The sequence below is a fragment of the Achromobacter sp. genome, assembly GCF_050285585.1.
Classification (GTDB): Bacteria; Pseudomonadota; Gammaproteobacteria; order Burkholderiales; family Burkholderiaceae_B; genus Achromobacter.
Genome location: NZ_JBLZXF010000008.1, coordinates 194,528 through 216,619, shown reverse-complemented (window position 1 = coordinate 216,619; position 22,092 = coordinate 194,528). Strand labels below are relative to the sequence as shown.

The 22,092-nt window shown below is 65.4% G+C and carries 20 protein-coding genes; 7 read left to right on the top strand and 13 right to left on the bottom strand.

The window, feature by feature from the left end; genetic code table 11:
• The first annotated feature begins 220 nt into the window (after positions 1-220).
• The 4 genes from ACN6PJ_RS14080 (at position 221) to ACN6PJ_RS14065 (ending at position 6,301) form a co-directional block, all read left to right on the top strand.
• Complete coding sequence (locus ACN6PJ_RS14080) at positions 221-3,148, top strand: ribonucleoside-diphosphate reductase subunit alpha (protein WP_427996483.1); 2,928 nt, start codon at positions 221-223, stop codon at positions 3,146-3,148.
• A 20-nt stretch (positions 3,149-3,168) separates the two neighbouring features.
• A complete protein-coding gene (locus ACN6PJ_RS14075; protein WP_427984781.1) occupies positions 3,169-4,368 on the top strand; it encodes a ribonucleotide-diphosphate reductase subunit beta in 1,200 nt (399 codons plus the stop codon).
• Between the two features lie 415 nt (positions 4,369-4,783).
• Positions 4,784-5,476, top strand: coding sequence for a histone H1-like DNA-binding protein (locus tag ACN6PJ_RS14070; protein WP_427996482.1), 693 nt, complete (start codon positions 4,784-4,786; stop codon positions 5,474-5,476).
• 264 nt (positions 5,477-5,740) lie between these two features.
• On the top strand, positions 5,741-6,301 hold the full coding sequence (locus ACN6PJ_RS14065) for a YggT family protein (protein WP_427996481.1): 561 nt from the start codon (positions 5,741-5,743) through the stop codon (positions 6,299-6,301).
• Positions 6,302-6,319: 18 nt separating this feature from the next.
• Here ACN6PJ_RS14065 and ACN6PJ_RS14060 read toward each other — a convergent pair whose 3' ends face one another.
• From ACN6PJ_RS14060 to ACN6PJ_RS14000, 13 genes are all read right to left on the bottom strand, one after another.
• Entirely contained in the window at positions 6,320-7,771 is a 1,452-nt protein-coding gene (locus ACN6PJ_RS14060; protein ID WP_427996480.1) for a D-alanine--poly(phosphoribitol) ligase, read from the bottom strand.
• 16 nt (positions 7,772-7,787) lie between these two features.
• On the bottom strand, positions 7,788-8,915 hold the full coding sequence (locus ACN6PJ_RS14055) for an MBOAT family O-acyltransferase (RefSeq protein ID WP_427996479.1): 1,128 nt from the start codon (positions 8,913-8,915) through the stop codon (positions 7,788-7,790).
• A 7-nt stretch (positions 8,916-8,922) separates the two neighbouring features.
• Positions 8,923-9,129: a hypothetical protein gene (locus tag ACN6PJ_RS14050; protein WP_427996513.1), complete on the bottom strand. Its 207-nt coding sequence runs from the start codon at positions 9,127-9,129 to the stop codon at positions 8,923-8,925.
• On the bottom strand, positions 9,126-10,316 hold the full coding sequence (locus tag ACN6PJ_RS14045) for a D-alanyl-lipoteichoic acid biosynthesis protein DltD (RefSeq protein ID WP_427996478.1): 1,191 nt from the start codon (positions 10,314-10,316) through the stop codon (positions 9,126-9,128). Before ACN6PJ_RS14045 ends, ACN6PJ_RS14050 begins: the two co-directional genes overlap by 4 nt.
• Positions 10,294-10,533, bottom strand: a complete 240-nt coding sequence (locus tag ACN6PJ_RS14040) for an acyl carrier protein (protein WP_427996477.1) — start codon at positions 10,531-10,533, stop codon at positions 10,294-10,296. Before ACN6PJ_RS14040 ends, ACN6PJ_RS14045 begins: the two co-directional genes overlap by 23 nt.
• A 464-nt stretch (positions 10,534-10,997) precedes the next feature.
• A complete protein-coding gene (locus ACN6PJ_RS14035) occupies positions 10,998-11,501 on the bottom strand; it encodes a glycine zipper 2TM domain-containing protein (protein ID WP_427996476.1) in 504 nt (167 codons plus the stop codon).
• Between the two features lie 209 nt (positions 11,502-11,710).
• On the bottom strand, positions 11,711-12,652 hold the full coding sequence (locus tag ACN6PJ_RS14030) for a carbohydrate kinase family protein (RefSeq protein ID WP_427996475.1): 942 nt from the start codon (positions 12,650-12,652) through the stop codon (positions 11,711-11,713).
• A 12-nt stretch (positions 12,653-12,664) separates the two neighbouring features.
• Positions 12,665-13,813, bottom strand: a complete 1,149-nt coding sequence (locus tag ACN6PJ_RS14025) for a DUF3426 domain-containing protein (protein WP_427996474.1) — start codon at positions 13,811-13,813, stop codon at positions 12,665-12,667.
• 24 nt (positions 13,814-13,837) lie between these two features.
• The gene (gene prmA / locus ACN6PJ_RS14020; RefSeq protein ID WP_427996473.1) at positions 13,838-14,767 is read right to left on the bottom strand and encodes a 50S ribosomal protein L11 methyltransferase; all 930 of its coding nucleotides are present in this window, start codon (positions 14,765-14,767) and stop codon (positions 13,838-13,840) included.
• A gap of 131 nt (positions 14,768-14,898) precedes the next feature.
• Positions 14,899-16,245, bottom strand: a complete 1,347-nt coding sequence (gene accC, locus ACN6PJ_RS14015) for an acetyl-CoA carboxylase biotin carboxylase subunit (protein ID WP_427996472.1) — start codon at positions 16,243-16,245, stop codon at positions 14,899-14,901.
• A 9-nt stretch (positions 16,246-16,254) separates the two neighbouring features.
• The gene (accB, locus tag ACN6PJ_RS14010; protein ID WP_056564464.1) at positions 16,255-16,707 is read right to left on the bottom strand and encodes an acetyl-CoA carboxylase biotin carboxyl carrier protein; all 453 of its coding nucleotides are present in this window, start codon (positions 16,705-16,707) and stop codon (positions 16,255-16,257) included.
• Between the two features lie 86 nt (positions 16,708-16,793).
• A complete protein-coding gene (aroQ, locus tag ACN6PJ_RS14005; protein WP_013391376.1) occupies positions 16,794-17,228 on the bottom strand; it encodes a type II 3-dehydroquinate dehydratase in 435 nt (144 codons plus the stop codon).
• Between the two features lie 89 nt (positions 17,229-17,317).
• Complete coding sequence (locus tag ACN6PJ_RS14000; protein ID WP_427996471.1) at positions 17,318-17,851, bottom strand: TlpA family protein disulfide reductase; 534 nt, start codon at positions 17,849-17,851, stop codon at positions 17,318-17,320.
• A gap of 124 nt (positions 17,852-17,975) precedes the next feature.
• Here ACN6PJ_RS14000 and mpl point away from each other — a divergent pair, with 124 nt between their 5' ends.
• The 3 genes from mpl (at position 17,976) to ACN6PJ_RS13985 (ending at position 21,958) form a co-directional block, all read left to right on the top strand.
• The gene (gene mpl / locus ACN6PJ_RS13995; RefSeq protein ID WP_427996470.1) at positions 17,976-19,346 is read left to right on the top strand and encodes a UDP-N-acetylmuramate:L-alanyl-gamma-D-glutamyl-meso-diaminopimelate ligase; all 1,371 of its coding nucleotides are present in this window, start codon (positions 17,976-17,978) and stop codon (positions 19,344-19,346) included.
• 27 nt (positions 19,347-19,373) lie between these two features.
• Complete coding sequence (locus ACN6PJ_RS13990; protein ID WP_427996469.1) at positions 19,374-19,976, top strand: YqiA/YcfP family alpha/beta fold hydrolase; 603 nt, start codon at positions 19,374-19,376, stop codon at positions 19,974-19,976.
• Between the two features lie 77 nt (positions 19,977-20,053).
• Positions 20,054-21,958, top strand: a complete 1,905-nt coding sequence (locus tag ACN6PJ_RS13985; protein WP_427996468.1) for a ribonuclease catalytic domain-containing protein — start codon at positions 20,054-20,056, stop codon at positions 21,956-21,958.
• The last annotated feature ends 134 nt before the right edge of the window (positions 21,959-22,092 follow it).

The following is a 22,092-nucleotide window of genomic DNA, read 5'->3' as shown; positions in this document are numbered from 1 at the left end:
GTCACATCTTCTTCTTGTCCCTGTCTTAGTCGATCACTAGAATTAGTGTCCATCGAGGGATGCTACACTATATGTTGTGGTCGCTAAGCGCTGATTCTCGTCGGCCACGCCCTTTGGACTAGCCCGTCCAGGCGTCGCGATTCCCCTCAAAAGACCCGATTTTGTACCGGACATGACCCCGTCATGTCGTTATCTACGCGCTTTTCGCACAGGAGCTTCCATGCAGACTACGATCGCCTCTGTGACCCGGCCTTCGGCCGTGCCGCCCTCGCAAACCGATTCTCCCGCCGACAACGGCGGGCAATGGGCCAGCTACAACATCATTCGCCGCAATGGCTCGGTGGTCGGGTTCGAACCCAACAAGATCGCCATCGCCATGACCAAGGCCTTCCTGGCCGTGAACGGCGGCCAGGGCGCCGCGTCCGCCCGCGTGCGCGAACTGGTGGAAACGCTGACCACCCAGGTCGTCAACGCGCTGGTGCGCAACCGCCCCGGCGGCGGCACCTTCCATATTGAAGACGTCCAGGACCAGGTCGAACTCGCCCTGATGCGCTCGGGCCAGCACGACGTCGCCCGCTCCTACGTCCTCTACCGTGAAAAGCGCACCCAGGAACGCGCCGCGGCAGCCGCTGCCGAAGGCCAGGAAAAGGCCGCCGAAGCTCCGCAGGAACACGTGCTGAACGTGACCGACGCCGGCGTGCGCCGTCCGCTGAACCTTGCCGAACTGCGCGCCACCATCGAAGCCGCCGGCGAAGGCCTGGCCGAATTCATCGACACGGAAGCGATCCTGAAGGAAACGGTCAAGAACCTGTACGACGGCATCCCCGTCGACGAAGTGTTCAAGTCGGCCATCCTGTCGGCGCGCGCGCTGGTCGAGAAGGACCCGGCCTACAGCCAGGTCACCGCCCGCCTGCTGCTGCACACGATTCGCAAGGAAGTGCTGGGCGAAGAAGTCTCGCAGGACGGCATGAGCGCCCGCTACGCCGAGTACTTCCCCACCTTCATCGCCCGCGGCATCGAAGGCGGCCTGCTGTCGCCCGAACTGGCCAACTATGACCTGGCCAAGCTGGGCCACGCCCTGAACGCCAAGCGCGATCTGCAATTCGGCTACCTCGGCCTGCAGACGCTGTACGACCGCTACTTCCTGCACATCCGCGGCACCCGCATCGAACTGCCCCAGGTGTTCTTCATGCGCGTGGCCATGGGCCTGGCGCTGCGCGAAACCGACCGCGAAGCCCGCGCCATCGAGTTCTACGAGATCCTGTCCTCGTTCGACTTCATGAGCTCGACGCCGACGCTGTTCAACTCCGGCACCCTGCACTCGCAGCTGTCGTCGTGCTACCTGACCACCGTCTCCGACGATCTGGAAGGCATCTACGACGCCATCAAGGAAAACGCGCTGCTGGCCAAGTACGCCGGCGGCCTGGGCAACGACTGGACCCCGGTGCGCGCGCTGCGCAGCCACATCAAGGGCACCAACGGCGAAAGCCAGGGCGTCGTGCCGTTCCTGAAGGTCGTCAACGACACCGCCGTCGCGGTGAACCAGGGCGGCAAGCGCAAGGGCGCCGTCTGCACGTACCTGGAAACGTGGCACCTGGATATCGAAGAATTCCTGGAACTGCGCAAGAACACCGGCGACGAACGCCGCCGCACCCACGACATGAACACGGCGAACTGGATTCCCGACCTGTTCATGAAGCGCGTCATGGAAGGCGGCGAATGGACCCTGTTCTCGCCGTCCGACTGCCCCGACCTGCACGACAAGGTCGGCCAGGAGTTCGAGAAGGCCTACGTCGGCTATGAATCCAGGGTCGCCAGCGGCGAGCTGAAGCTCTTCAAGAAGATGCCGGCGCTGACCCTGTGGCGCAAGATGCTGTCGATGCTGTTCGAAACCGGCCACCCGTGGATCACCTTCAAGGATCCGTGCAACATCCGTTCGCCGCAGCAGCACGTGGGCGTCGTCCACAGCTCGAACCTGTGCACCGAGATCACGCTGAACACGAACGAATCCGAAATCGCCGTTTGCAACCTGGGTTCCGTGAACCTGGTCGCGCACATGAAGCCGGCCGCCGGCGGCGGATTCGAACTCGACCACGACAAGATCAAGCGCACGGTGCGCATCGCCATGCGCATGCTCGACAACGTGATCGACATCAACTACTACGCCGTCGACAAGGCGCGCAATTCGAACGCGCGCCATCGCCCGGTGGGCATGGGCATCATGGGCTTCCAGGATTGCCTGCAGATGATGCGCGTGCCTTACGCTTCGCAGGCCGCCGTTGAATTCGCCGATCGCTCGATGGAAGCCGTGTGCTATCACGCGTACTGGGCCTCCAGCCTGCTCGCCGAAGAACGCGGTCGCTATCAATCGTATGAAGGCTCGCTGTGGTCGCGCGGCATCCTGCCGCAAGACACGCTGAAGATGCTGCGCGACGAGCGCGGCGGTCACGTCGAGGTCGATGAGTCGAGCACGCTCGATTGGGATACGTTGCGCGCGCGCATCAAAGAACATGGCATGCGCAACTCCAATTGCATCGCAATCGCCCCAACCGCGACTATTTCCAATATCATTGGTGTATCTGCGTGCATCGAACCCACTTTCCAGAACTTGTACGTCAAATCGAATCTCTCCGGCGAGTTCACGGTCGTTAACGATTACCTCGTGCGTGACCTGAAGAAACTCGGTCTCTGGGACGAAGTCATGGTCGCCGACCTCAAGTACTTCGACGGCAGCCTGTCCCGCATCGATCGCGTACCTTCCGAACTCCGCGAACTCTACGCCACCGCGTTCGAAGTCGAACCGAGCTGGCTGGTTGAATGCGCGTCGCGCCGCCAGAAGTGGATCGATCAAGCCCAGTCGCTGAACATCTACATGGCCGGCGCATCGGGCAAGAAACTGGACGACACCTACAAGCTGGCATGGACGCGTGGCCTGAAGACCACGTACTACCTGCGCACCCTTGGCGCCACCAGCGCCGAGAAGTCCACGGGACGCGGCGGCGAACTGAACGCCGTCAGCGCGGGAGGCCAATCCACGGCTCCGGCCGTGGCCGCCGCACCTGTTTTGCCGGAACCCGAAGTTCTCGGGGCGGTTTGCACCATGCGGCCGGGCGACCCCGGCTTCGAAGAGTGCGAAGCCTGCCAATAACCGCCTCCGGAGAATGAATCATGATTAATTGGGAAGACGACACCACCGCAACGCAACCTGCACAATCGCCCGCTCCCGCGGCGGGCGGTCAGGCTGCGCCCGCAGTACGGGCGGCGACCGGCGTGTTCGGCGACACCGCCATGCCCACGCCCGCCGCGCCCGAACACGCGGCCGGCCTGGCCGTGAGCGGTTCCGCCACGTCGCAGCGCGTGAAGGTTGCCGACAAGCGCGTCATCAACGGCCAGACGGACGTCAATCAGCTCGTGCCCTTCAAGTACAAGTGGGCATGGGAGAAGTACCTGGCCACTTGCGCCAACCACTGGATGCCGCAAGAGATCAACATGTCGCGCGACATCGCCCTCTGGAAGAACCCGAACGGGCTCACCGAGGACGAGCGCCGCATCGTCAAGCGCAACCTGGGCTTCTTCGTCACGGCCGACTCGCTGGCCGCGAACAACATCGTGCTGGGCACCTACCGCCACATCACGGCGCCCGAATGCCGCCAGTTCCTGCTGCGCCAGGCATTCGAGGAAGCCATCCACACGCACGCCTATCAATACATCGTCGAAAGCCTGGACCTGGACGAAGCCGAGATCTTCAACGCTTACAACGAAGTGCCGTCCATCCGGGCCAAAGACGAGTTCCTGATCCCGTTCATCGACGCGATCGCGGACCCCAACTTCAAGACGGGCACGCCCGAAGCCGACCAGACGCTGCTGAAGTCGCTGATCGTCTTCGCTTGCCTGATGGAAGGCCTGTTCTTCTACGTTGGCTTCACGCAGATCCTGGCGCTGGGCCGCCAGAACAAGATGACCGGCGCCGCCGAGCAGTACATGTACATCCTTCGCGATGAATCCATGCACTGCAACTTCGGCATCGACCTGATCAACACCGTCAAACTGGAAAATCCGCATCTGTGGACGCCGGAATTCCGCGAAGAAATTCGAGAACTCTTCCGCAAAGCGGTCGAACTCGAATACGCTTACGCCGAAGACACGATGCCGCGCGGCGTGTTGGGCTTGAACGCACCCATGTTCAAATCCTACCTGCGCTTCATCGCCAACCGTCGTTGCCAGCAGATCGGTATCGAACCTCTGTACCCCCAGGAAGAAAATCCCTTCCCGTGGATGGCGGAAATGATCGACCTTAAAAAGGAACGCAACTTTTTTGAAACTCGCGTGATCGAATACCAAACCGGTGGCACGCTGAGCTGGGAGTAACGCAGTTCGCCATCGAGCCCGGCGCGGGCACGCCCAAACGGGCGTCGCGTTCGCGACAGGCTTGATGGCGGCCTCCTCGGTCAGGGTGTCTTGCCGCCGGGCCGCCTCAAGGCAAAACGCAACCCTTTCGGGGGCAGCGAACCGAAGGCGCGGCGCGGAGGCAGATTCGGACACGTAGAACAAGCGGTCGGCAGCCTGTGATCAGGCGCCGACCGGCGCCATTTGAAATGGCTCGCGCCAAAGGAGCGGGGGCCATATCAAATGGCTGTGCCGAATTCATTAGCGCAAACCGTAGTAGCTGTTGCTCGCACAGAACAGCGGCATGCGCCGATGAATAGCCCGGGCACGGTCCGCCAATTGGCGGGTCGGGGCACGGGTTTAAGTTCTGGGACCCCTGAACCTAAGGAGCATGACCATGGCAACAGCCAAGAAAGCCGTAAAGAAAGCGGTGAAAAAGCCCGCCGCCAAGAAGGCAGTAGCGAAGAAGGCCGCACCGGCCAAGAAAGCTGCCGTCAAGAAGGTAGCCGTCAAGAAAGTCGCCGCCAAGAAGCCGGCAGTGAAGAAGGTTGCCGCCAAGAAGCCGGCCGTCAAGAAAGCCGTCGCCAAGAAGGCGGTAGCGAAGAAGGCCGTCGCCAAGAAGGCCGTAGCCAAGAAGGCCGTCGCCAAGAAGGCCGTGGCCAAGAAAGCCGTCGCCAAGAAGGTCGTCGCCAAGAAAGCGGTAGCCAAGAAGGCCGTCGCCAAGAAGGCGGTTGCCAAGAAGGCCGTCGCCAAGAAGGCGGTTGCCAAAAAGGCCGTCGCCAAGAAAGCGGTAGCCAAGAAGGCCGTCGCCAAGAAGGCGGTTGCCAAGAAGGCGGTTGCCAAGAAGGCACCGGCCGCCAAGAAGGCGCCTGCCAAGAAGGCCGTTGCCAAAAAGGCTCCCGCCGCCAAGAAGGCCCCCGCTGCCAAGCCTGCCGCTGCCAAGAAACCGGCCGCCGCAAAGAAGCCTGCTGCGAAGAAAGCCGCTCCGAAGAAGCCCGTAACGCCGCCGTCCACGGCAGCCGCCCCGGGCGCGAAGACCGCGCTGAACCCCGCCGCGTCGTGGCCGTTCCCGACCGGTGGCCGTCCCTAATCAGGACGGTTCGAAGCCTTAGCTTCGCACGAGCCGCCCGGCCTTGGCCGGGCGGCTTTTTGTCGTGGGCAACCCCCGGACGAAACAGCCCCCTCCAGGGGCGGCAACCCGCGAGGCGGGAGCAGCGTGGGGGCATTTCCGCTGCCTCCGTTCGCCAGCGGGCTTGCGGCCCTACGGCAAAAGGACCGTCAACCCAATGGAGGCGCGTTTTTTCGCGCTTTAGCGTGCGACAATTGACTCCTCTTTTTCAGGGTGATCGTGTCCATGCTCGGTGAAATCTTCCGCTTCCTTCTCGAAATCGTGTTCACGCTGTTCGGAGCGGCGCTGATTGCCCGCGCCTGGATGCACGCGATACGGCTGCACCCATTCAACCCCCTCGCCCGCGCCGTCTACCAGGCCACCAACTGGCTGGTGGTCCCGCTGCGCAAGATCATCCCCGCAGGCAACAAGATCGATTGGACCAGCCTGGTCGCCGCCTGGCTGTCCGCGCTGATCTATCTGGTGCTGATCTGGCTGGTGGCCATCGGCGCGCTGATTCCCGCCGAACTGCTGCCCGCGGCCATGGGCTCGGCCCTGATCATGGCCGCCAAATGGGCGCTGAACCTGGTGGTCTGGCTGACGCTGATCCAGGCCGTGCTCTCCTGGGTCAACCCGATGGCGCCGATGATGCCGCTGCTGCAGGCGCTGACCGACCCGATGCTCAACCCGATCCGCCGCGTCCTGCCCCGCACCTCGATCGACTTCTCGCCGCTGGTGCTGCTGATCGTGGCGCAGGTCGTGTTGATGATCCTGGCCCGCCTGAGCTACGGCATGATGGGCGTCTGAGGCGCGCGCGCCTCTCCCCTACACGGGGATGGCGGTGTAGATTTCGATCAGCTTCTTGCGGTCGATCTTGTGGTTGTTCGACATGGGCAGCGCCGGGCAGGCCACCAGTTCGGACGGCACCATATAGGGCGGCAGCCGCCGGGCCAGCCGCTCCTTCCAGCCTTCGAGCGCCTCGGGCGCCAACAGGCTCGCCGGCTGATCCGCCGCGACCATGCCGGCCACGAAGCCGACCAGCCTCACCGCCGTGCCATCGGGACGGCGCAGCACGGCGCAGGCGCCGCCCTCCACTCCTGGCAGGCCGTGCAGCGCCTCATCGATCTCGGCCAGCTCGATGCGATAGCCGTTCAGCTTGATCTGGTCGTCCATCCGGCCGCGGCAGAACAACAAGCCCCCCTCTCCCATCTGGCCCAGGTCGCCGGTGCGAAACGCCCGACGGCCATCCGCATAGGTGTAGAGCTTGGCCTCGTTCAGATCGGCCCGGTTCAGGTAGCCGCGCATGACGTGGTCGCCCACGATGCAGATCTCTCCGCCTTCGTCCACCACCAGCACGCTGTCCGGCTTGGCGTGACCGACCGGCAGCGGGTCGTGCGCCGCCAGCACGGCGTCGGTCACTTCGATCCATGTGGTGGCCACGGTGGCCTCCGTCGGGCCATAGGTGTTCAGGATGACGGCGTCCGGAAACCGCTGGCGCAGCTTCTTGGCCAGCGCCGCCGGCAAAGGTTCGCCGCAGAACAGGAAAGTGCGCAGCGTGGGCAACGCGGCCGGCGAAAAATCGCGGTTGGCCAGTTGCTGATGGGCGAACGACGGCGTGGACACCCATACGGTCACGCCATGCCGGGCCAGGCGCGGGATCCAGGTGCCCGCGGCCGCGATCTGCTCGCGCGCGTTCAGCACGCAGCTTCCGCCCGAGGCCAGGGTGGCGAATACCTCGTACATGGACAGATCGAAGCTGAACGGCGCCTGGTTCATGAATACGGGCGCGTCGCCCAGGCCGAAACTGCCCAGCATCCAGTCGCCCAACAGGCCGACGCTTTCGCGGCCGATCTGCACGCCTTTCGGATCGCCGGTGCTGCCCGAGGTAAACATGACGTAGGCCAGGCCGCGTTCGGCCAGCTCGGCGCCTTCGCCCGCCGTGAACGCGCCGGCCGCCGCGTCGTAGACGGCGGCGGCCCGCACGATCTCGACGATGCGGCGCAGGCGTTGCTCGGGATAGATGGTGTCGACCGGAACGAATGGCGCGCCGATCAGCAGGGCCCCGACCATGGCGACGAAGAACGACGCCTCCTTGTGGCCGTACACGGCAACCGGCACGTCCGGCGCGACACCGTGCCGGCGGGCCTCTTCGGCCCAGGCATACGCCTCGTCGCGCAATTGCGACCACGTAAGGCTGCGGTCGGCGGCGGCTATGGCAAGCGCGTCGGGAGCGCGCTCGGAATCGGTGAACCGGAAGGACTTCAGGTCGAAACGCATGCCGAAACTCCCGGCGTCAAATAGGGCTGCGGCCGCTGAACACGTAGAGCGCCAGCGCGGCCAGGATCAGGGTGAGCACGCGTCCGAGGAAGCGCATGACGGGCCGCGCCAGGACGGCCTGCAGGGCCGGACGCATGCGCGCGGCATTGATCAGCAGGTTATGGCCCACCGAATACGCCCCGAACATCAGGCCGCTGACGATGTAGTGCGTCGATAGCCCGTTCCAGACGCCCATGGCCAGCAGCGTCGCGAAAATGCCGATGTTCTGCGCGGCCAGGCGATGGCGCGAAAAGTAGGCGGTCTTGCTCAGCGCCTTGTAGATGGGCATGAAGACCACGTCGCGCAGCCATTCCGACAGGCTGATGTGCCAGCGGCGCCAGAAATCCTGCGGGTTCAGCGTAGCCAGCGGGTTGCGGAAGTTGATCGGCAGGGTAAAGCCGAACAACATGCCGATGCCGATCGCCATCGTGGAATAGCCGGCGAAATCGAAGAACAGGTAGGCGCTGTAGAGCGAGGCGTTGAGCGCCACGCCGGTGAACGAATAGTCGTGGGCGTCGAGCGTCGCCAGGCCGTAGCGCCAGATCAGCTCGGCCAGGCCGAATTTCTGGATGACGCCCAGCATGATGAGTTCCAGGCCGCTGAGCCAGGTGTTCAGGTTCACCCCCTCGTAGCCGCGCTTCAGGTCCGCCTGGAAATTGCGCCAGCGGTACATGGGGCCCGCCAGCAGCGTCAGCGGGAAGAAGAGGTATATGAAGTAGTCCAGCGGCGAGACGCGTTCGTTGCGCTGCGCGAACAGCAGCACGTCGATCGCGCGGAACGTGGCGAACGACAGGCCCAGCATCGCGCCCAGGTGCGATACGCCGGTCTTCACCAGCAGCAGCGGCGTCATGGTGATGACCACGGCCAGCCACGTGGGGATGTAGTTGCGCCGCACGGCCCACAGCGCGCTGCCCGATATGGCGATCAGCGCGATCGGCTGATAGGGACGGGCCCAGAACACCGCCATCCAGACGCCCAGGCAGATCACGCCGACGACGTGCCGGTACCCGATGCGCAACGGCATGCCGAAAGCGCGGTACGCCAACAGGCCCAGGCCGCCGAACAGGGCGCCCCCGAAGAAGCTCAAGCTTGCGAACAATTCCATGCTGCGGTCAGAACTGTTGATATTGGAATTCGACCTTGATCGGTCCGCCGCTGCCCGTGGTGGGCTGCGCCTGCAGCACGAAGACCAGGATCACCCCGATGTACAGGCACAGGTGCCAGAAGAAACGTCGTCCCCACGCGGCGCCCTTGCGGGGCTCGCGCGCGTCGGCGCAGTCATCGGCCTTCGGCCGAGCCCAGGCGAGAAACTTGCTCATCGGGAAAAGTACTCCGCAATGCCTTGGTCGGCCAACGCCCAGCCGAGCTCGGCCAGGTGCATGTCGTCGCGCAGCATGCCGGGTTCGAACGGGATGCTGTAGAGGTCCAGGCAGCCCATCCGGTAGCGCTCGCACATACCCGTGATGGCGGCCACCACCGGATCGAAACGCTCCACGTCGAGGATCAGCTTGGGATTGAACGGCTGGATGACGAAATAGGCCCGGACCTTGCGCTTCTGCAGCAGAGCCATGACCCGCGACAGGTCGCCCAGTTCCGCGCGCGTGATCGGATCGACGTCGGCAAACTCGTTGCGAGCTGGCGAATACAGGGGCGCCAGGAACTGCTTGTAGTAATCGTCGCGCACGTCGTAGGGATTATGGCCGCCCAGGTCGCGTTCGACCTCGCGCGCCTGATGCGTCAAGCGCCCCCACTGCCCCTGATCGAGGCGAGCCGCCGAGGGCCAGGATACGTAGCGGTGCGCGGGCACGGACAGCTTGCTGCGCGGACGGTCCGGCGCGGGTTCCTTGCGCGCCTGCCACCAGAGCGAGAGCTTGTCCTTGAGCTCGGCGACCTGGCCGTTGGCGATGAGCCACAGCAGGCCCCAGTTGGCGTTATCGGTAATCCAGGTCTGCATCTGCTCGCGCGTGCTGGGCTGGTCCCACAGACGGTCCCAGACCGGACCGGTGACGTGCTCGGCGAATGCGCTGCGCGGCAGCTGGCCGCCCGAGGCGAACCAGGCGGGCGACACCATGATCACCAGCCGGGTGTTGGGCGTCAGCGAATCGGCCACCGACTCCAGCACGCTGACGATGCCATACGACTGGAACATCGCATGGCCATAGGCCAGCGTCGGCACCTTCAGCTCTTCCGGGAAGAAGCGGTAGGGAACGAAACGCAGGTCGTGGCTGGACAGCTCGGACGAGCCGAGCACGACCAGCGTGCCGTCGCTCAAGGCGTTGCCCAGGCGGTTCAGGTTGACGTGCTGCGTGCCCCAGTCCGGCCCCAGATTGGGCAGATAGTTGCTTTTGCCAGCCGCGGCGGCGGCCTGGGTCGCCGGCATGGGGTTCACGATGCGGCTGAGCAGATCGTCCGCGCCGCAATACGCGCCGATAGCCAGTGCCACCGCCGTCGCGGCGGCCGCGACGTGAGACAACAGCTGGGAATTACGAAGTATGGGCAGCGACATAGCCGGCAAGCGTGCGGACCGACTGTAGATGCTCCGCGATTTCGGGAGCCGGGATGCTGCAACCGTACTCCGACTCGACGGCGAGCGTGATGTCCACGGCGGCCAGGGAATCGACCAGGCCGGTGGCGATCAATTGCGTATCGGGGGTGACTTTCTTCATGACGATCGACTCGACGATCTCGCCGATCTTGGTGTGGAGTTCTTGCTCGGAATGCATAGCTAGGGCCTGTTCATACTAAATCGAGCCTTGCATAGGCCCTGGTGCAGCGTTACGTTGCCTGGTCGGCAAAACATCCCCTGCCCCGGGATTCAGGACGACGAGGATACTGAGGAAATGCTGAAACCGAACTGAAATTCCAGCCACCCGGAACGACGCCGAGACGCACTTGGTTACACGATATTCACGGCGCGACGTCGCTCGCAGGCGCAATCATGTCACTTCGCTCGTCGAATCGCCATGAAACTTTTGGAGGAAATGGCGAGAAAAGGCTGGAAAACGTAACGCCTGCGGGTAAGTCCCGGGGGGCCGCGTTGCGACGGAGCGACATATTTTTACGCCTGCCCGCGGTTCCGGAAACCGCCCGCGGCCCCGAGAGGGCTCCGGCAACAAAAATGCCCGCTTGCGCGGGCATCGGGATGCAGGCCGTCCGGGAAGAAAAGCCTTCCCGGTTATGGCGGTGCTTACATCGGCGTCACGCGGGTGGGGCCGGAACCGCTGATCACCTGGACGCGCTGGCCCACGCTGATGGGCACGTCCGCTTCCTGCGCGATGACGCGGGTTTCGCCGTTGTCGAGGCGCACGGTGATCTCGTAGCCGGAATTCTTGCCGACCTGGTTCTCGACCGCGTTGCCGGCCAGGGCGCCCAGGATGGCGCCGCCGACCGTGGCGATGGTGCGGCCCGTGCCGCCGCCGATGGCGTTGCCCGCCACGCCGCCCAGCGCACCGCCGGCCACCATGCCGACGCCGCTGGATTTGTCGTTCTGGATCACGATGGGACGCACGCCCGTGACCGTTCCCGTGCGCACGATCTGCTCGCGCTGCGCCTGGTCATAGCTGTACACCCCGCTGGAGGCGCTGCGGTTGGCGCAGCCTCCCAGGACAGCCATCGACGTCACGACGGCTGCGATGGCCAGCCACCGGCCGGCGCGCGGCGTCACCAGGGAAAGAGATTTGCTTTGGTTCATTTGGACTCCTCGATCGGCAACGCCGACGACTACTTGATCATACTCCGGCCGGCGGGGACGGCCAGCGCGGCTGCAACATACTGAAACTCACAGCCAGAAGCTGCAAACAGCGAAGCAGGCGCGGCGGCGAAAACTGCCGCCGCCAACCGCCCTGACGGCTGATTCGACCAAGCAGGCCTCGCCGGGTTCCCGGCAAGGCCCCGAGCCGCTCAGGCGGGCAGATGGATGCCGTAGGTGGCGTGCAGCACGGCGTCGATTTCGGCGCGCGACGGCGCGTGGTTCTGCGGCCCGCGCGAAGCGATCTTGATGGCGCCCATGACGTTGCCCAGCCGGCAGCTGTCTTCCCAGTTCCAGCCGCTCGTGAGGCCGTAGAGCAGGCCGCCGCGCTGCGCGTCGCCGCAGCCGGTCGGATCCACCACCTGGGTTGCGCGCACCGGCTCGATCTGGATGGTCTTGCCGCCGGTCAGCAGCGTCGCGCCTTCCGCGCCGCGCGTCACCACCACGGCTTGCAGCGTGCTGGCGATATCTGCCACGCTGCGGCCCGTGCGCTGTTCCACCACGCCGGCCTCGTAGTCATTCACCGTCAGCGCCTGCGCGAGCTTGAGCATGCGCTCGAGGTCCGCGCCGTCGAACAGCGGCATGGCCTGGCCCAGGTCGAAAATGAACGGGATACCGCGCTTGTGCAGGCGCTCGGCATGCGCAAACATGCCCTCCTTGGCGTCGGGCGCGATGATCGCCCATGCGGCCTCGGCATCGCTGAGATCGTTGTCGGCCGAAAACGACATGGCTCCCGGGTGAAAGGCCGTGATCTGGTTGTCGTCCAGGTCGGTCGTGATGAAGCACTGGGCGGTGAAGGTATCGGGAATGACCTTCACGCGGCTGACGTCGATCCCCATGCCCGAGAGGCGGGCCAGGTATTCGCCCGCATCCTCGCCCACGGTGGCCACCGGCACGGGCTTGCCGCCCAGCAGATTCATGTTGTAGGCGATGTTGCCGGAGCAGCCGCCGTATTCCTTGCGCATGCTGGGCACCAGGAACGACACGCTCAGGGATTGGATGCGGTCGGCCAGGATGTGCTCCTTGAAACGGCCATCGAACACCGCGATGGTGTCGAATGCCATCGAACCGCAGACCAGAACGGGGGTCGCCATGCTTGTCATCCTTTAAGGAAAGAATTTATCGATTTGGTAGCCATTGACCTGCACGCCGGTCACTTCAATGGGCACGGATATTTTCAATTCCCCGGCAGGCGCGAAGGGGCCGCGCAACTGTTCGGGAGTCAGGTAGGTTTCCGGCATCAGCACCCGGCGCACGACGACCGTATCCGACAGGTCGGTCAGGTCCAGCACCAGCGCGGGCCAGTGCTGGGGCTTGTCGTAGCGGTTGCGCAGCACCAGGCTCAGCACCAGCCGGCTGCGTCCGTCGTCGATCGCCGCCGCGCCGGCCGGCGGCTGCAGCGACGAAGAGGAAATCGCGATGCGCTCCAGCCGGCGCGCGTACCCTACGGTGCAGTCCAGGGGCCGGCATGCGGTTTCCAGCACCGGCCGCAAGGCCGGCACGGCATTGGCGATGTCGGTGCGGTATACGTAGAGCAGTTGCAGGCCCAGGGCGATCAGGCCCACCAGGCAGGCGCCGCCCCATAGCTTTCGTATCAGGCTGCGCCGCTCCTGGCGGTCCTGGTCCAGGAACTCGGGCGGCGCGCGGCCCACGTCGGTGGCGCTGGAATAGCGCGTGCGCGTATCGCCCAGCACCGGTTCGCGCGGATCCTCGTGTTCGGGTCCGTAGTCGTCGTCGTACTCGTCGTCGCGGGCGTCATCGCGCACGTCCACGTGCCGGTAGTCGCCCGCATGGCGATCGGCCGGGGGGCCAAGCGACGGTTCCGCGGGCTCGGCCCAGCGGGGAGGTTCCGCCCTGATGGCCTCATCCTCATCGGCGTCGTATTCGTCGTCCTCGTCCTGCGGCGTGCCGGCTTCGGGCTCGGCGCGCCGGCGGATGTCGTCGCGCCCGCGCAGCACCGCGGGCGAATGCGCCGGCGGGATGACGGCGGGCGTCTCGGGCTCGTCTTCCCAGGGAGGCAGCGATTGCGCGGCGGGTTTCGGCGCCGGGGCGGCGGGCGTCGCGGGCGCTACGGGCATTGCGGGCGCGGCCGCCGGGCGGGCTGCGGGCGCGCCGGGTTCGGGCAACAGGCAGGCCCGGCCATCGAATACGGTCGAGCAGGCGCCGCAGCGCACCAGGCCGTTGCGAACCCGGAGCTGGTCAGGCACTACCTTGAAAGACGTGCCGCACTGCGGACAACGGGTGGTCAGGGCCATGGCGCGATCGTCAGGCGCGGACGCTCAGGCCTTCTGGCCGTGCAGGCAGACCCAGCCGTCGCGCGCGCGCCAGACGGACATGGCGATCCAGGGCGCGTAGGCGGCGGCCACTTCCTCGGCCTGGCGTTCCAGCACGCCCGACAGGACCAGATGGCCGCCGCCGGCGACACGCCCGGCCAACATGGGAGCCAGCACTTTCAGCGGATTGGACAGGATATTGGCCACCACCACGCCGAACGTGCCTTCCGGCAGCGCATCGGGCAGCATGGCCTGGAGTTCGACCCGGTTGACCTCGGCATTGAAGGCCGTGCTCTGGACCGCCTGGGCGTCGATGTCCACCGCCAGGGTCGGGCCGGCGCCCAGCTTGCGCGCGGCGATGGCGAGAATGCCCGAGCCGCAGCCGTAGTCCAGCAGCGTGGCGCCCTGCGGCAGCTCGGCTTCGAGCCAGGCCAGGCACAGGTGGGTCGTGGGATGGCTGCCCGTGCCGAACGCGAGGCCCGGGTCGAGTTCGATGTGGATCGCCCCCGCCTGCACGGCGGTCTCCGGCTCGAACCCGGGCACGTCGGGATTGTCGCGGTGCCAGCTGGGCACGATCCACAGGCGCTCGGCGATATGGATGGGACCGAACTGCGACTGCGTCAGACGCACCCAGTCGGCGTCGGGCACGTCGCGCAGGCTCCAGCCCGCGAACAGCGCGGGATCGAGCCCGCCGGCCTCGGCCGCCTCTTCCATGATCTGCGCCGGGTCGGCGCCGTCGGGCAGCAGGGCGACCACGCGATTGCGGTCCCAGGCCTGCACGTCGGGCTCGGTGCCCGGTTCGCCGAACAGGGGACGTTCGTCATCGGTGCCCAGGTCGGCGTCTTCGACGGACACGGACAGCACGCCCGCTTCGAGCAGCGCATCCGACAGGGCCTCGGCCTGAGCCTCCAGGCAATGGAGCACGAGTTCACGCATGATTGTTTCTTCCATCTGGCCGACGGGCCGCGGCATGTGCCGCGGCCCGTCGACCGTATCGCTTTGAAAAAAGCCCCCAAGAGGGCTTTTTCCTTGGAGCAAAAAGGGGCCGCGAGGCCCCAGTTCGTTGGTCAGGGACGCTGCGCCAACTTGTTTTCCAGATAGTGAATGCTGGTGCCGCCTTCGATGAAGCGGGAATCCTGCAGCAGTTCGCGATGCAACGGGATGTTGGTGGAAATGCCTTCCACCACCATTTCCGACAGCGCGATGCGCATGCGGGCCAGCGCCTGGTCGCGCGTATCGCCATAGGTAATGACCTTGGCGATCATCGAATCATAGTTCGGCGGCACGAAATAACCATTGAACGCATGCGAATCGATGCGCACGCCCGGGCCGCCCGGCGTATGCCAGTTGGTGATACGGCCGGGGCTGGGCACGAAGCGGAACGGATCTTCGGCGTTGATCCGGCATTCGATGGCGTGGCCCTTGAACGAGATGTCGCGCTGGCGCAGCGCGAACTTCTCGCCGGCGGCGATCAGGATCTGCTGCTGGACCAGGTCGACGCCCGTGATCAGCTCGGTGACCGGGTGCTCGACCTGGATGCGGGTGTTCATTTCAATGAAATAGAACTCGCCGTTTTCGTACAGGAATTCGAACGTGCCGGCGCCGCGGTAGCCCATCTTGCGGCAAGCGTCGGCGCAACGGTCGCCGATGCGCTCGATCAGGCGGCGGGCGATCCCCGGCGCGGGCGCTTCTTCGATGACCTTCTGGTGGCGGCGCTGCATGGAGCAGTCGCGCTCGCCCAGCCAGACGGCGTTGCGGCCGCCATCGGCCAGCACCTGGATTTCGATATGGCGCGGGTTCTCGAGGAACTTCTCCATATAGACTTCCGGGTTGTTGAACGCGGCGCCCGCTTCCGAACGCGTCATGGTGACGGCGTTCAGCAGCGCGGCCTCGGTGTACACCACGCGCATGCCGCGGCCACCGCCGCCGCCCGCGGCCTTGATGATGACCGGATAGCCGACTTCGCGCGCAACACGGATGATTTCCTGCGGATCGTCGGGCAACGCGCCTTCCGAACCCGGCACCACCGGCACGCCGGCTTCGATCATGGCGCGCTTGGCGCTGACCTTGTCGCCCATCAGGCGGATCGTGTCCGGACGCGGGCCGATGAACACGAAGCCGCTCTTCTCGACGCGATCGGCGAAGTCGGCATTTTCGGACAAGAACCCGTAACCCGGGTGGATTGCCTCGGAATCCGTGACTTCGGCGGCCGAGATGATGGCCGGCATGTTCAGGTAGCTTTCACGCGACGGCGCGGGCCCGATGCACACGGATTCATCGGCCAGGCGCACGTACTTGGCTTCGCGGTCGGCCTCGGAGTGCACGACCACGGTCTTGATGCCCAGCTCGCGGCAAGCGCGCTGAATGCGCAGGGCGATTTCGCCCCGATTGGCGATCAGGATTTTTTCGAACATTTTCAGCTATCAGCCAATGACGAACAGGGGTTGACCGTACTCGACGGGCTCACCGTTTTCGACCAGGATTTCTTTGATGACGCCGGACTTGTCGGCTTCGATTTCATTGAGCAGCTTCATGGCTTCAATGATGCACAGCGGGTCGCCTTCCTTGACGGTGGCGCCCACGTCGATGAACGGGGCGGCGCCCGGGTTCGGCGAGCGGTAGAACGTGCCGACCATCGGAGCCTTCACGACATGGCCCTGAATGACCGGGGCGGCGGGCGCGGCCGGTGCAGCAGGCGCGGCGGCAGCCACGGGCGCTGCGGGCACGCCGGCTTCGGGCTGGTGGTAGGCCACCGGCTGCAGCGTCTGCGAGAACTTGACGATTCTGACCTTGCCTTCGCCTTCGGTGATTTCCAGCTCGGCGATGCCCGATTCAGCCACCAGGTCGATCAGGGTTTTGAGTTTTCGAAGATCCATAGAAGCTGCTTCCCGAGATAGTATCGGCGACGTCCCAGCGTCGGGTCCGCGCCGTAAAGATGTAGATGCTGTGAGTTGGTGCGAGATCAGTGCCGCACTGCGTAACGCAGAGCCGCCTCGTAGCCGTCCGCGCCGAGGCCGCTGATAAGGCCTACCGCCAGGTCGGACAGATAAGAGTGATGCCTGAAGGGCTCTCGCTTATACAGATTGGACAAATGTACTTCAATAAATGGGATCGCGACCCCAGCCAGCGCATCGCGGATCGCGACGCTGGTGTGCGTATATGCCGCCGCGTTGATGATGATGAAGTCTGTGCCGTCTTGCCGGGCCGCCTGAATGCGGTCAACCAGCGCGCCTTCGTGATTGCCTTGCCACGCTGTCAGCGTGGCGCCCAGTTCGCCTGCGAGCAGCTCCAGCCCCTCGTTGATCTGCTGCAGCGTGAGGCTGCCGTAGATATGAGGTTCCCGGGTGCCGAGCAGGTTTAGGTTCGGGCCATGCAATACCAGTATGTTTTGCGCCATGCGCTTGCCAATGAGTGGTTTGCCAATTGTTGGCAAAACAGCCGATAAACCAGCTTTTTACGCCAATTCCTACTATTTGTCCAACAGACTTACGCCTTTAAACCAGATAACGTGCGATCCAGGTCATCCGGTTGGATTTCACCCAATATCTTCCGGTTAATACTGCCATCTGCATTGAAAACAATAGTAAAAGGCAGCCCGCCACTGGGATTTCCCAGCTTGCGCAGCGTATCTATCGCGCCCGCGCCGATCACCCACAGCGGGTAGGAAACCTGCACTTTTTCGACAAATTTTTGCATGTTGGCCGCCGAATCGACGCCGATGCCGACAAAACGGATATCCGGGTATTTTTTCTGCAAAGCGTCGAGTTCGGGCATTTCGCGGACGCAGGGCGCGCACCACGTTGCCCAGAAATTGACCACGATGGGCCGGCCTTTCCAACCGGACAGCGAATGCGACGCCCCGTTCAGGTCGGGGAGCTGCTGCTGCATCAGGGCGGCGACCGGATCGCCGGCATCGGCGGGGGCCTGGGGCCCCGGAGACTTGCGGCCCATCAGGGTATAGCCGCCCGCGACCGTGGCGGCTATCGCCACACCGGCGGAGAGGAGTAGGCGTCGATTCATGGCGCGATCATAACCGCTGCGGCTGTTTTTTGTCGTTGCGCGATCCCAAGACAAATGCCATCCCTGGCCCGCCGGCAAAGCCGCCGGGCCGCTATATATACAATGCAGGACAGGAGAGTTTTCAATGCACCTGCACATTCTTGGCATCTGCGGTACGTTCATGGGCGGCCTGGCGCTGATCGCGCGCGCCGCCGGCCACAAGGTCACTGGTTGCGACGCGGGCGTGTACCCGCCCATGAGCACGCAACTGTCCGAACAGGGAATCGAGTTGATCGAAGGCTTCGGCGCCGAGCAACTGGCCCTGAAACCCGATCTCTATGTGATCGGCAACGTCGTCAGCCGCGGCAATCCGCTGATGGAAGCCATCCTGGAATCAGGCGCGCGCTACGTGTCCGGCCCGCAATGGCTGGGCGACAACATCCTGCCCGGCCAGCACGTGCTGGCGGTGGCGGGCACCCACGGCAAGACCACCACCAGCTCGATGCTGGCCTGGGTGCTGGAAGCCGCGGGCCTGGCGCCCAACTTCCTGATCGGCGGCGTGGCGCAGGACCTGCACGTATCGGCCCGCTACGACCCGGCCCGCCGTCCCTTCGTGATCGAAGCGGACGAATACGACACGGCGTTCTTCGACAAGCGGTCCAAATTCGTCCACTACCGCCCGCGCACGGCCATCCTGAACAATCTTGAGTACGATCATGCCGACATCTTTCCCGATCTGGCGGCGATCGAAACCCAGTTCCATCACCTGGTGCGCACGATTCCCGGCTCCGGCCGCATCGTGCGCCCCGCGCATTGCGCCGCGCTGGACCGCGTGATTGCGCGCGGTTGCTGGTCCGAAACCGTCACGTTCGGCGCCGATGGCGCCTGGCAGGCGACCGAGCCGGCCCCAGACGGCGCTTTCGGCGTGCTGCGCGAAGGCGCCGCCGTCGGTACCGTGCGCTGGAACCTGAGCGGCGAGCACAACCGGATGAACGCGCTGGCCGCGCTCGCCGCTGCCGAGCATGCGGGCGTGCCCGCCGCCCAGGGCATCGAGGCGCTGAGCCGCTTCGCAGGCGTGAAACGCCGCATGGAGCTGCGCGGCACGGTCAACGGGATCAAGGTCTACGATGATTTCGCGCACCACCCCACCGCGATCGCCACCACGCTGGAAGGGCTGCGCCGCCAGGTCGGCTCCGCGCGCATCCTGGCCGTGCTGGAACCGCGTTCGAACACCATGAAGCTGGGCACCATGGCGGCCCGCCTGCCCGAGGCCCTGGCCGATGCCGACCTGGTGTTCTGCTTTGGCGCCCATTCCGGCAAGCATGCCCTGGGCTGGAATCCGGCGGAAGTGCTGGCGCCCCTGGGAGACCGGGCGTCGAGCTACGATGACCTCGGCGCGCTCGTGGCCGCGGTTGCGCACGCCGCCCGCCCGGGAGATCAGGTGCTGGTGATGAGCAACGGCGGCTTCGGCGGCGTGCACGGCAAGCTGCTGGACGCCCTGCAGGCGCGCGCCTGATCTTCCGCACCAAGGCAAAGGCGAGACATGATCCTCTATCTGCACGGTTTCCGCTCCTCGCCGACCTCGTTCAAGGCCCGGATGATGGCCGACGCAATGGCCGCCCGCGGCCTGTCCGCGGACTGGGCCTGCCCCCAGCTTCCCGCCAGCCCGCGGGCCGCGGTCGAGCTGGCCATGGGCATCGCCCGGCGCCGGCTCGAGGGCGCGGGCTCCCCCAGGGAATTGACGGTGATCGGCTCTTCCCTGGGCGGGTTCTACGCCACCTGGCTGGCCGAGCAGCTGGGCTGCAAGGCCGTGCTGCTGAACCCCGCCGTAGAGGCCGCCCGCGACCTCGCCACCCAGGTCGGCGAGCACCGCATGTATCATTCCGACGCGCCGTTCGCCTTCCTGCCCGGATATGTGGACGAACTGGCCGCCATCCACGTTCCCCGCATCACCCTGCCCGACCGGTACTTCCTGGTGGCGGCAACCGGCGACGAGGTGCTGGATTGGCGAGAGATGCGCGACCGCTACGCGGGGTGCCGCCAGCGCATCGTGCAAGGCAGCGACCACGGCCTGTCCGACTTCGCGCAGTGGATGCCCGAGGTGCTTGAGTTCGCCCTTGGCGACAAGCAGGTTCGCCCCCAATAATCAGTTTCAGACATCAACACTCTATCTATATAGCTGCGCAAGGCGGCCCGTGCGCGCCGCCCAGGACGATTCCCACCATGTATGTGTTTTACGAAGACGACGGCAGCTTCAAGGCCGGCAATATCCTGTCGGAGACCGACGCCAGCCTGCAGGTGGAGTCGGAATCCGGCAAGCGCAGCAAGATCAAGCGAGCCAACACGCTGTTCACCTTCGCTGCGCCCGAGCCGTCCGCGCTGATGAGCCAGGCGGCCGAAGCGGCCGAGGCGCTGGACCTGCAATTCCTGTGGGAATGCGCGCCCCAGGAGGAATTCGACGCGCCCGACCTGGCCGCCGACTACTTCGGCCACGCCCCTACCCCGGTGGAGCAGGCCGCCCTGCTGATGCGCCTGCACGGCGCGCCTGCCTACTTCCACCGCCGCGGCAAGGGACGCTACCGCCCCGCGCCGCCCGACATCCTCGCCGCCGCCCTGGCCGCCCTGGAGAAAAAACAGCGCCAGGCCGAGCAGCAGCAGGAATGGGTGGATGAAATGGCCGCCGGGCGCTTGCCCGAACCCATCGCCCAGGCCGCCGAGTCCCTCCTGATCCGTCCCGACAAGAATTCGCAGCAATGGAAGGCCCTGGACGCCGCCTGCGCCAAGCTGGGCAAAAGCCCCGACCGCCTGCTGCTGGAACTGGGCGCCTGGCCGCACCCGCTGGCGCTGCACAAGCGCCGCTTCCTGGCGACGAACTTTCCGCGCGGACTGGCTTTCCCCGACCTGGAACTGCCCCCCATCGACCGCGACCTGCCGCTCTCGGACGCCGAAATCTATTCGGTGGATGACGTCACCACCACCGAGATCGACGACGCGCTGTCCGTCACCACCCTGCCCGACGGCCGCCTGCGCGTCGGCGTGCACGTCGCGGCTCCGGGCCTGACCGTGACGCGCGACAGCGAATTCGACAAGCTGGCGCGCGCGCGCCTGTCAACCGTCTACATGCCGGGCGACAAGATCCCGATGCAGCCGGACAACGTCATCAAGGCGTTCTCGCTGGACGCGGGCCGCGAAGTGCCCGTGCTGTCGCTATACGTCGTGGCCGACCCGGAAACCGGGGAGGTCATCGAATCGGAGACGCGCCTGGAGCGCATCGTGGTGCGCGAGAACCTGCGCCACAACATGCTGGACGCGCAGGTCACCGAAGCCAGCCTTTCCGATCCCTCGGCCGAGCTGCCCTACGGCCACTGGCTGCGCCCGCTCTGGAAGCTGGCGCAGGCCCTGTCCGCCCAGCGCGAGAACGTGCGCGGCAAGCCCGAGAACAATTCCCGCGTGGAGTACAGCTTCTACCTGGACGGAAACCCGGACGACCCCGACACCCCGGTGCGCCTGGTTCCGCGCCAGCGCAACGCGCCGCTGGACCGCATGGTGGCCGAATACATGATCCTGGCGAACAACCTGTGGGGCGGCCTGCTGCACCAGCACGGCGTGCCGGGCATCTACCGTTCGCAACAGGCCGGCCGCGTGCGCATGAGCACCCAGGCGCTGCCGCACGAAGCCATCGGCGTGCCGCAATACGCATGGAGCACCTCGCCGCTGCGCCGCTACGTGGACCTGGTCAACCAGTGGCAACTGATCGCCGCGGTCGAGCACGGCGTGTCGGCGCGCCTGGTGGCCCCCTTCAAGCCGCGCGATGCCGACCTGTTCGCCATCATCGGCGCGTTCGACGCGCAGTACGCCGCCTGGGCGGAGTTCCAGAGCGCAATGGAACGCTACTGGTGCCTGCGCTGGCTGAAGCAGCACAACGTGACCCGCACGGTCGCGCACGTGCTGCGCGAGGACCTGGTCCGGTTCGCGAACGCGCCGCTGGTGACGCGGGTCGGCGGGATGCCGGAGCTGGAGCGGGGGACGGCGGTCGAGCTGGATATCCTGGGGATGGATGAGTTGTCCTTGGAACTCGATTGCCGGTACGTGGGGGAAATTAGTCCGGCTGTGGGCGGGGAAGCTTAAGTTTTTGGGGCGAGCGGTGTTTTCGTAGGTCGCCCATCGGCGTGGGCGCCGCGGCCGCTCGCACCCCAGGCCCCCGACGCGGCGGGCGTCTCAAGAACTCAGACAACAGCCCCTCAAAACACCCCCAAATCCAC